This is a genomic window from Alteromonas sp. CH_MED4-4, assembly GCF_037029575.1.
GTDB classification, from domain to species: Bacteria; Pseudomonadota; Gammaproteobacteria; order Enterobacterales; family Alteromonadaceae; genus Alteromonas; species Alteromonas macleodii.
In genome coordinates this window covers 1-9,401 of record NZ_JAYMEU010000052.1, presented here as the reverse complement: position 1 = coordinate 9,401, position 9,401 = coordinate 1, and the positions used below count along the sequence as shown (strand labels likewise).

The following is a 9,401-nucleotide window of genomic DNA, read 5'->3' as shown; positions in this document are numbered from 1 at the left end:
TGAACCGCCGTGGTACGGAACCGTATGCCCGGTGGTGTGAGAGGACGGGAGTTGTAAAACTCCCTCCTACTCGATTGTCGCTGGTATAGAAAACGCGAGAGGAAAGATAATAAAAATTTGAACAATTGTTCAAATAAACGATCTGAAAGTTGGGTACAACGTATAGAATTTTACTTTGATGTGTATCTGTACAAAGCAGTTTATCGCGATCTCGCTTGTACTTTGAAGGATTAAACCGACTTTAAGGAGTTTTTATGTATACGCAAAAAATGCATCCAGCAACGACATTTCCCGATGTTTCAGCAACCCTATCGACAGGGGAAACGGTGTCGCTTACCAATAAAGAAGAGGGATGTGATTGGAAAATGGTGGTTGTTTATCGCGGTAAACACTGCCCAATATGTACTAAATTCCTGAACAAATTAGAAGATTATAAAGGTCGTCTACGTGAGCTCAATATTGATTTGGTGGCTGTAAGTGGTGACAGCAAAGCACAGCTCGATGAGCATCTAGACGACCTGTCGATTACGTTCCCTATTGCTTACGGTCTCTCGCAAGAAGATATGGAAAAACTTGGGCTATACATCTCCAAGCCGCGTTCAGATAAAGAAACCGACCACAATTTTGCTGAACCTGCGCTATTTGTAGTGAATGAAAAAAACGACATTCATATTGCTGAAATAGCAAACGCGCCGTTTGTGCGCCCTGACTTAGAGCAACTTGTATCAGGCTTGGAGTTTATACGTAACCCAGATAACAACTACCCCATTCGAGGCACCTTTAAAGGATAAGGTTAACAGGCCCTAGTTATGTGTGATTAAAAGGTAAGGCTCTGGTGGTTTTCAGAGCCTTTTTTATTTACATATAGAAACCATCAAAAGCTAGCCCTAATTTTATCACTTGCTTATTGTTTTCTAGGACTTACTCGTTTTCAACTGACACTGAAAAAGCAATGGGGCCATCTGCTTTTTAAAGTCTTGAAGTGCATCTAAAGGTAGCTCAACATTTATTACCACGCTGCTTCCATAGTTACAGTTCGCAATTTTACCTTGAGCTTGCTCTACCAAGTGACGTACAAACTGCTCATGTTTGAAATCGATGTCTACGCTAAGCGCTTCCAGCTTTATCTCTTGTCTTACCTCAAGAGCATCTATGGCTTGCTGTGCTGCAGCCGAGTAAGCCCTTACCAATCCCCCCGCACCTAATTTAATTCCGCCAAAATAACGCGTGACAATAATCATGATGTCGCCGATATCTTTGTGCTGGAGTACATTTAATATGGGTTTACCGGCAGTGCCGCTAGGCTCGCCGTCATCAGCCATCGCCGCGCTACTTGGCGAGTTAGGGTTGCCAAAAACATAAGCCCAGCAATGGTGTCTGGCGTCGGGATACCGTTGTTTCACACTATCTAAAAGCGCCATTGCACTTTCACGAGAATTTGCAAAGCCGGCACAAGCAATGAATTTGCTTTTCTTAATTTCGTACAGGGTTTCAACCTGTTTAGCTGGAACGGGATAAGTCATCAGCGCATTGTAAGCTAAGACAATTTTTTATTTAAGCCAAATAAGGTAAGCAGTGTGTTTTATCGCTCAATAAAACGAAATTTTAGACGACGATAGGCTCAGATAGAACGCAGTGGTCAAAAATACTACTATTTGGCGAATTATCTTGAAAGGTCGTATTTCGTTTACTGTTCTAGCGGGTGCTTATTTCTGGGTTTGTAGTTAAGTTTTTGAATTTAAATAGCTTTGTAAAGTTGGCGCAGTGATTGTAATAGTGAATATGAGTGTGGCCAAGGCGTAACGCCACAACAACGTAACTTCGTCCCAATAAGGAAATCATGCTATGAAATCACGTATTACTGCTATCGCTATTGTTGCTCTTACCTCTGTGTTCACCGGAAGTGCTTTAGCTTCTGTAGAATTTAAGCCTACCGACGATTCGGTCACCTCTAACCTTTGCGTTGCTGCCGCTACCGGGAACAAGTGGAAGCTACATGAACAAATTAAAGAATCTGCGCTAGATAAAAAGTACGTAGCACAGGACATGACGTGTAACGGACTATCTGTCGCTGCGTTTGTTGATCAATATGGCAAGAACGGGGACAGCATCAAGAAATACCTGAATATTCAACAGCAGCAGATTGCTAGCGTGGTGCACGCAAAATAACCCCCACAATTAAACGGTGCTAGGCTTGTACGTATGCGTACGCGAAAAATCGTTTGTGTGAAAAAGCGGGTTTAAAAAAAAGGGCTGTTGATGATACAACAGCCCTTTTTACTAATTTAACATGACTGCTAGCGTAGAATACCTGATACAGTTTCAGATACATTCAATGCGCCTTTTTGAATTTCATCAATAATGCTTTGCACTTGCGCAATCTGTTGACTATTTTGGTCAACACTGTCTTTAACGCCTGCCATTTTCTTCGTGGATTTGTCAGCAAGCTTTCTGTTCTCTGCCACTACACTTTCAATTTCCACAGTCGAATCGCTGGTACGTTGCGCTAGCTGCCTCACTTCATCTGCTACTACAGCAAATCCTCTACCTTGATCGCCTGCACGTGCAGCTTCAATAGCGGCATTTAGTGCTAAAAGGTTGGTTTGCTCAGCAATGCCACTAATCGTTGTCACAATGGTTTCAATTTTTAGCGATTGCTCACTCAGTTCGTGCATAAGTTGATTGGTTTGCTCAACTTCTAACATGGCTGTATTGAAAATCTCAACGCTTCGTTGAAGTGACGAGGCACCTTCATGGGCAATTTGAGACGTCTCTTCTGCCGTTGATACTGCGAGTTCCGCCGCCTGTGCGATTGCATTCTTTTCGTTAATTGCATCGGTAATGTTAGATGCAAATTTAATAACTTTTACTACTCGGCCCGAAGCGTCAAACACGGGGTTGTACGTTGCTTCCAACCACAATGCGTTACCGTGCGCATCTACGCGCTCAAACTGGCCTGAAGAGAAATTACCCCGGGCAAGGTTATCCCAAAAATTAGGATTTTCTTGATAAAACTTATCGCGACAGAACATGCGATGGTGTTTACCTTGAATGTCGGCCAAACTGTATTTCACTGTTGCAGTAAAATTCTCATTTGCCGTGATAATTGTTCCATCAGGATGAAACTCAATTACCGCCATCGACTTGTTTAGTGCGTCCGTCGCTGCTTTACCGGCAAAATAAGCATTTTCATGTTCAGTGATATCGTGGTAAATGGCATGAATTTCTGTAACGCCATGCTTATTCACCGCTACGTAGCTTGCCTTAAGCCACTTCGTTTCACCTAACGCCGATTTTCTTGCAACCGTGTCGCTAAAGCTGCCGCCATTGACCAAGTGTTGCCAAAACGATTTGTACTGTGACTCAGGTTCAACACCTTCAACGCGCATTGCCGCATGGGAAAACGACGTTGCGGTTGAATTTGAGTAATCCAAAATGGAAAGTAATACGGGAGAGGCAAATGTGCACTGTCCATCGGTACTATAGATGGCATAGGCCATTGTGTTTTTGAACGCATCCAGCGTACCAAGCAAGCCTTGGCTTTCGTCCCTAAGAGCCGAAATGTCATTATTGTATCGAGAACTTGATACGAACATAACGTCTCCGAAAATTACAAGTATAATTAAGAATTAGTGTAGTCTATGTTAACTATATTTAACATTTATGTCGTTTAGATATTAGGCGAAGCCTATGTCTAAGGCATTATCAATTAGGCTTAATTTATTTATAAGTGGTTGTTTTCATTGTTACAGTACGGTAACTATTTTTATCTAACAAGAAACATTCGAACTAATAAGACCACTCGATGCCATTAGAACGCTTTATCCCATTTCGCAAACATGATGTTAGTAGATTGTGGGAAAACGTAATTGTGCAAGAGAGGACTCTTTTTCGTACGTTCTCAACATTGCTCGTTAATCGCATACACTATCAATATCATGAGCAACTTGAGGGTCTGAAAGATAGCTATAACGACTTTGATCCAAACAAAGACACCCGCGATCTTACACCTTCAAGTGAAGCTACTAGGAAGCAAAGCCAAAAGGCGTTTTCGAGTGCGTTTGCCAATCTATTAAACGCAGCCAATTTTGAAAAAGTCACAAACAAAGATTTAGAAGCAGCATTAAACGAAGAGTCGCTGTTTAAAGTGCGCCTAGCGGTTAGCTTCGAAGACTTTGAAGATGTGGTGTTTTATCGACGGGGTGAGTCGGTAAAAACTGAAACGCTGCGTACTTTTTTCGGGTTGCGAAAAAAGCAGGTGTCATTTACCAACTACGACAAAGTGGCCGTTTATATCACTTTTAAAGATGAAGCCTACTTCAAAGAGAAAGGGCATACGCCAGTCACCTTTAAACCTGGCTCCACCATAGTAAAGCTTTTCCAAAACGTACCTAAAGCAGACTTGGAGATGCTGTTTCCCAATAGCGAAGTCAAAATGCGTCCACTAGATAAGTTGATCATTAGTGCATCGGCGGCAATAGGTGGCACCGTGGTGCTAGTGACTAAGTTAGGCGCCTCGCTACTTCTCATGGCATCTTTTCTGGCCTTTTGGCTTGGCTTTAAAGACGATGAAGTGGAATTGACTAAGCAAAGCCTAATAACTTTTGGTATTGGCATGGGTGTATTCGGCAGCTTTATCTTTAAGGAATGGACAAAGTTTAAAAACAGAAAAATCAGGTTTATGAAAGCCTTGTCTGACAACCTCTATTTTAAAAATTTAGACAATAATGCAGGCGTGTTTCATACGTTAATTGATGCAGCAGAGGAAGAGGACTGCAAAGAAGCTTTGTTGGCTTATACATTTTTGCTGAAATGTAGTGAAGTGTCTGTAGAAGGTGGTGCTGCATTCTGCGCGGTGCGTGCAGAGCGCGAGATTGCCGCTGGTGGAATGACATTAGCAACGCTCGATAGTGTAATAGAAAGTTACTTTTCAGAAGAGCTTGATTGTGCGCTCGATTTCGACGTTACTGACGCTATTAATAAGCTGGTGGACATGGAGCTAGTCGAACAATACGGCGATATTTTTGTGGCGCGGGCGCTTAACGATGCTGTGAAGATACTTGATGACTACTGGGATAATATTTATCAGCCTGTTTGATTTACCCTTTAACGTCGATAATAGTACGCCAAGGAATGAAAAGCCTAAGCGAAGCTTTCAAGTCTTATTGCTACTCACTACGCACGTGAATAGCGGCAGGTAAGCGCTGACAGTTTGAGTACTTATCCGCTAAAATAACCTTCGTGTTGTGCTTGTTTAACTGTGTCTAAAAAGGCTTTTATTCTTAGCGATTGATGGGGACGCTGTGGGTGCACAATAAACAGCTGACTGGTGCTTTTTATTGGAGGCACACTCGGTGTCGACCCCGGCTTAATTTCTTCAAAAAGCGCGACCAGTTCACCCGCCTTACTATGCTTTTTCGCCACATAGCTTGGCAGTCTTGCAATGCCGCGGCCTTCCAGCACATGCTGAATGAGCGCCAGATTATCATTAAGTTTTAACCAGCCTTTAACCGCTGTGCGCTTACCGTTTATGAGCCAGTTATCTTGGTCGGGGCCGCAAAAGCACTGGTGCGCATCTAAATCGCTCAACACTTTGGGTGTGCCGGCTTGCTTAAGGTATTGCGGTGCTGCAACTATGGTGTGGCTATAAGTAAATAATGGCTTGGCCACCATATCTTGCGGCGGGTTGTTAGTAGAGCGAAACGCCAAGTCGAAATGACCTCGGTTTAAGTCGTGCCTTTGATAGCTGGTATCTAAATGGAACGAAACATCAGGATGCTGCTGCGAGAAGGAAAAACACAGTTCGCTTAACAAGTAGTGCGCAAACATATTCGGCGCCGTAATGGCGATTATTCCTTCCAGCTGCGTTTGCTCACGTACTAAATTTTGCTCTAGCTCTACCACGCTGCGATTAATCTTCTGTGTATCGGCGTACACTTGTTTACCTTCGTTGGTAAGACTTACTTGGCGTGTTGAGCGCTGCAGCAACTTTACGCCTAACGCAAGTTCAAGCTCCCTTATTTGCTCCGACAGGTAGCCCCTCGATATCTGCATTTTCTCTGCCGCAGCACCAAAGCTTAAGGTTTCTGCTACCGCACTAAACAGCATCAATCGCTCGACTTTTTTATGTGGTTTCATTGGCTAGTTACTTTTTACACGAGATTAAATCGGAGATAAATATTCACAACATGCTCGAAAAACTGCGTCTTGAGCAACGTCACATCAGAAAATGTAGAGTTAGTGATTATATATGGAATACAGCTATTCGCTATAAAGAATAATGATTTCGCTATTGTGCGCTGAAAGGTGGTAACTGCAAGCGTAAACTTGAGCTATCCGAAAGGCCTTTATTAATTCTTTTTTGCGAGCGGTGTATATGAAAAACCTTCCTCTAAATCAGTACATTTCACACGCCAGTCAGCTGGTTTACGGCTGTATGGCTATTGGTGGAGAGTGGGACTTTAACCCATTAACCAAAGATCAAATCCAGCATGCGTTTGCGGCGGTCGATGCTGCGCTAGAAGCCGGTATTACCGTGTTCGATCATGCTGATATATACCGAATGGGTAAAGCAGAACAAGCATTTGGTGAAGTGTTAAAAGCACGCCCTAACTTACGGGAAGAGATAGTGCTTCAGTCTAAATGTGGGATTCGTTTTGAAGATGAACACGGGCCCAAACGTTACGATTTTTCGAAAGACTGGATTGTCACTTCTGTTGAAAACACGCTTTCGCGATTAAATACGGAATATCTCGACCTGCTTTTGCTGCACCGCCCAGACCCATTGATGGAAGAAGAGGAGGTTGCCGCTGCATTTGATGCCTTGTTTGATAGCGGTAAGGTTAAGCACTTTGGCGTGTCGAATATGAGCGGCGTACAAATGCAGCATCTTAATCACTATATTAATCAGCCGCTTATTGCGAATCAGGTTGAGATGAGTCTTACTAACTTAGGCTTTGTGGATGAAGGTATTTATGTCGGTAACCCAGATGGGCAGCATGTGAACTTTACAGCGGGCACACTTCAATACGCAAAGCAAAACAACATTCAAATGCAGTCGTGGGGGCCAGCAAGCCAGGGTAAATATACCGGAGCACCCGCCACGCTAACTGCGCAAGAAGAAGCGACTAAAAAACTCGTTGCGACCTTAGCGCAAAAATATGGTGTATCGCCCGACGCAATCGTGTTGGCTTGGTTAATGCGCCACCCCAGCAACATTCAGCCAATTGTTGGTTCGGCAAACCCCAAGCGTATTAAAGCAAGTGCAGAAGCCGTTACCGTGACGCTTACTCGGGAAGACTGGTACGCATTGTACGTAAGTGCAAAAGGGGTGGAGTTACCATGATGGGTTCTATTTCTTTAACGCAAGCTCAATCAATGATTACAGATAGCATTCATTGGGCGCAAGAAAACAATCAACACATTGCCGTTGCTGTTGTAGACAGTGTGGGTGAGCTTATCGCGTTCTCTCGTATGGATGAAACTAGCCCGCAAACCTGTCTACTAGCGCAGAACAAGGCTTATACGGCAGCCAGAGACAGGCAAAAAACCAGTCAGCTTGCTGCGTGGGCAAAAGAAACGAGCAAAACCATTAACTTTTGGACCGACCCTCGCATCACAGGTATGGCGGGTGGTGTACCTGTAAAAGATAAGGCAGGCAAAGTAGTGGGTGCAATGGGAATTAGCGGTATGGCCGAGTTTGATGACGAAGCGCTAGCTCAAAATATTACTGCTCAGTTTTAACCTACTAAGGAACAGGTTAATGATTCAAAAAACATCTAAAATGACAATGGCCTTTACCGCAATATTGCTTGCGTTAACTGCTTGCAGCCCATCTCTTAACAATAGAGACCCTAACAGCGGTGCGACGAACAGTGGCGAGAACAACAATGCGGCACAGCCACAAAGTAGTTACTTAAAGCGCGACGTGCGCGAAGACGTCTTCTACTTCGTTATGCCAGACAGATTTAACAATGGCGATGTAAGTAACGACAGCGGGGCACCAAAAGGATCGATCTCTCACGGAGGTCTCGACACAACGTCTAAATGGGCGTTTCATGGTGGCGACATGGCGGGCATCGAACAAAAGCTGGATTACCTGAAATCTATGGGGATCACCGCTATCTGGATGACACCTATTTTGCGTAATAAAGCTGTGCAGAAAGGCGGATTTGCCCACCATGGATATTGGATAGTCGACTTCACCGAAATTGACCCTCACTTTGGCAGTAACGCCGATTTAAAGCGCTTGATTGACACTGCGCATAAAAAAGATATTAAAGTATTTTTCGATATCATTACTAACCATACGGCAGACGTGATTAAGTATGAAGAGTGCCACAACGCCGACGGTTCGTTTAAAAGTGGACTAGACCAGTGCACTTATCGCAGCTTGCAGGAAGTGAAAGAGCAAGGGACTTACCGTGCTTTTGTTCCAGAAAAAGAGCAGGGTGAGAAATTTCCAGAATGGCTAAACGATCCGCGCTTTTACCACAATCAAGGTGATACAACTTTTGAAGGTGAAAATAGTTTATATGGCGATTTTAATGGGTTAGATGATATCAATACTGAAGACCCTGAAGTGGTTAAAGGGATGATTGATATTTACACCAAGCTTATCAGTGAATTTAAACCAGACGGCTTTAGAATTGATACGGTAAGGCACGTTCAGTTGCCATTTTGGCAAGCATTCTCACCGGCAATTATGGCGCACGCTAAAGCTGAGGGAATTGAGAACTTTCATGTATTTGGTGAAGTGTATGACCCAAACCCTGAAGCGCTAAGTTCATTCACTACCGAGGGTAAACTTCCTGCCGTGCTTGATTTTGGATTTCAAAGTGCGGTGGGAGGCGTGTTCTTTGAAGACAAGCCAGTGTCGACCATTGAAACGCTGATAGCACAAGATCATCTTTACAATGACGAAGACAGCAACGTTAATCAACTGCTTACTTTTTTAGGCAATCACGATATGGGTCGCCCGGGCTTCTTCTTAAATAAGCATTTACCCAATGCGTCTAACGAAGAAAAGCTGCTGCGCAGTATGCTGGCACATGCCATGATGTTTTTCTCTCGCGGCGTACCCGTCGTTTACTATGGCGATGAGCAAGGCTTTACCGGTGATGGTAACGATGTGGATGCCAGAGAAGATATGATGCCATCTAAGGTAGCTAGCTATAACGACAATACGTTGTTAGGTACTGAGCAAACCACCAAAAATGACAACTTCAACCCTCAGCACCCGCTGTACAAATCTATTGCAGAGTACGCTGCCATTCGCAAGCAGCAGCCGTTACTTCAATATGGAGTGCAAGAAAATAAGTTCTTTGACCCGTCCTAAGATAGGTTGACAGTTATTAGGCCAGCTCTCGAAGCTGGCCTTTTCTATTATGCACTGCGTTAGG

General features: G+C 43.8%; 9 protein-coding genes and 1 pseudogene. 6 read left to right on the top strand and 4 right to left on the bottom strand.

Annotation, left to right across the window (positions count from 1 at the left end; all coding sequences use genetic code 11):
- Positions 1-254: 254 nt before the first annotated feature.
- Positions 255-791: a redoxin domain-containing protein gene (locus WA381_RS20515; protein ID WP_014975770.1), complete on the top strand. Its 537-nt coding sequence runs from the start codon at positions 255-257 to the stop codon at positions 789-791.
- A gap of 123 nt (positions 792-914) precedes the next feature.
- Here the strand turns inward: WA381_RS20515 and WA381_RS20510 are convergent, their stop codons facing one another.
- Entirely contained in the window at positions 915-1,523 is a 609-nt protein-coding gene (locus tag WA381_RS20510; protein ID WP_156085985.1) for a YigZ family protein, read from the bottom strand.
- Positions 1,524-1,845: 322 nt separating this feature from the next.
- On the opposite strand from WA381_RS20510, the gene WA381_RS20505 reads away from it, so the two are divergent.
- Positions 1,846-2,169, top strand: coding sequence for a DUF3718 domain-containing protein (locus WA381_RS20505; protein WP_014978455.1), 324 nt, complete (start codon positions 1,846-1,848; stop codon positions 2,167-2,169).
- Positions 2,170-2,297: 128 nt separating this feature from the next.
- On the opposite strand, the gene WA381_RS21050 is transcribed toward WA381_RS20505, so the two are convergent.
- Both WA381_RS21050 and WA381_RS21045 read right to left on the bottom strand, forming a co-directional pair.
- On the bottom strand, positions 2,298-2,705 hold the full coding sequence (locus WA381_RS21050) for a methyl-accepting chemotaxis protein (RefSeq protein WP_321825600.1): 408 nt from the start codon (positions 2,703-2,705) through the stop codon (positions 2,298-2,300).
- A 123-nt stretch (positions 2,706-2,828) separates the two neighbouring features.
- Positions 2,829-3,140, bottom strand: a pseudogene (locus WA381_RS21045) (PAS domain-containing protein); the annotation flags it as partial.
- A gap of 665 nt (positions 3,141-3,805) precedes the next feature.
- On the opposite strand from WA381_RS21045, the gene WA381_RS20495 reads away from it, so the two are divergent.
- Complete coding sequence (locus WA381_RS20495) at positions 3,806-5,098, top strand: TMEM143 family protein (RefSeq protein ID WP_156085987.1); 1,293 nt, start codon at positions 3,806-3,808, stop codon at positions 5,096-5,098.
- Between the two features lie 122 nt (positions 5,099-5,220).
- Here WA381_RS20495 and WA381_RS20490 read toward each other — a convergent pair whose 3' ends face one another.
- Entirely contained in the window at positions 5,221-6,138 is a 918-nt protein-coding gene (locus WA381_RS20490; protein WP_156085988.1) for a LysR family transcriptional regulator, read from the bottom strand.
- Between the two features lie 238 nt (positions 6,139-6,376).
- Here WA381_RS20490 and WA381_RS20485 point away from each other — a divergent pair, with 238 nt between their 5' ends.
- Genes WA381_RS20485 through WA381_RS20475 form a run of 3 tightly spaced genes read left to right on the top strand, consistent with a single transcriptional unit; the run spans position 6,377 to position 9,337 of the window.
- Positions 6,377-7,345: an aldo/keto reductase gene (locus tag WA381_RS20485; RefSeq protein WP_156085989.1), complete on the top strand. Its 969-nt coding sequence runs from the start codon at positions 6,377-6,379 to the stop codon at positions 7,343-7,345.
- Positions 7,342-7,743, top strand: coding sequence for a GlcG/HbpS family heme-binding protein (locus tag WA381_RS20480; protein ID WP_231506413.1), 402 nt, complete (start codon positions 7,342-7,344; stop codon positions 7,741-7,743). Before WA381_RS20485 ends, WA381_RS20480 begins: the two co-directional genes overlap by 4 nt.
- Positions 7,744-7,762: 19 nt before the next feature.
- Positions 7,763-9,337, top strand: coding sequence for an alpha-amylase family glycosyl hydrolase (locus WA381_RS20475; protein ID WP_231506414.1), 1,575 nt, complete (start codon positions 7,763-7,765; stop codon positions 9,335-9,337).
- Positions 9,338-9,401: the final 64 nt, after the last annotated feature.

Coding starts and splice junctions, on each gene's coding strand:
- WA381_RS20515 (WP_014975770.1), top strand. CDS start 255: ATGTATACGCAAAAAATGCATCCAGCAACGACATTTCCCGATGTTTCA.
- WA381_RS20510 (WP_156085985.1), bottom strand. CDS start 1,523: ATGACTTATCCCGTTCCAGCTAAACAGGTTGAAACCCTGTACGAAATT.
- WA381_RS20505 (WP_014978455.1), top strand. CDS start 1,846: ATGAAATCACGTATTACTGCTATCGCTATTGTTGCTCTTACCTCTGTG.
- WA381_RS21050 (WP_321825600.1), bottom strand. CDS start 2,705: ATGTTAGAAGTTGAGCAAACCAATCAACTTATGCACGAACTGAGTGAG.
- WA381_RS20495 (WP_156085987.1), top strand. CDS start 3,806: ATGCCATTAGAACGCTTTATCCCATTTCGCAAACATGATGTTAGTAGA.
- WA381_RS20490 (WP_156085988.1), bottom strand. CDS start 6,138: ATGAAACCACATAAAAAAGTCGAGCGATTGATGCTGTTTAGTGCGGTA.
- WA381_RS20485 (WP_156085989.1), top strand. CDS start 6,377: ATGAAAAACCTTCCTCTAAATCAGTACATTTCACACGCCAGTCAGCTG.
- WA381_RS20480 (WP_231506413.1), top strand. CDS start 7,342: ATGATGGGTTCTATTTCTTTAACGCAAGCTCAATCAATGATTACAGAT.
- WA381_RS20475 (WP_231506414.1), top strand. CDS start 7,763: ATGATTCAAAAAACATCTAAAATGACAATGGCCTTTACCGCAATATTG.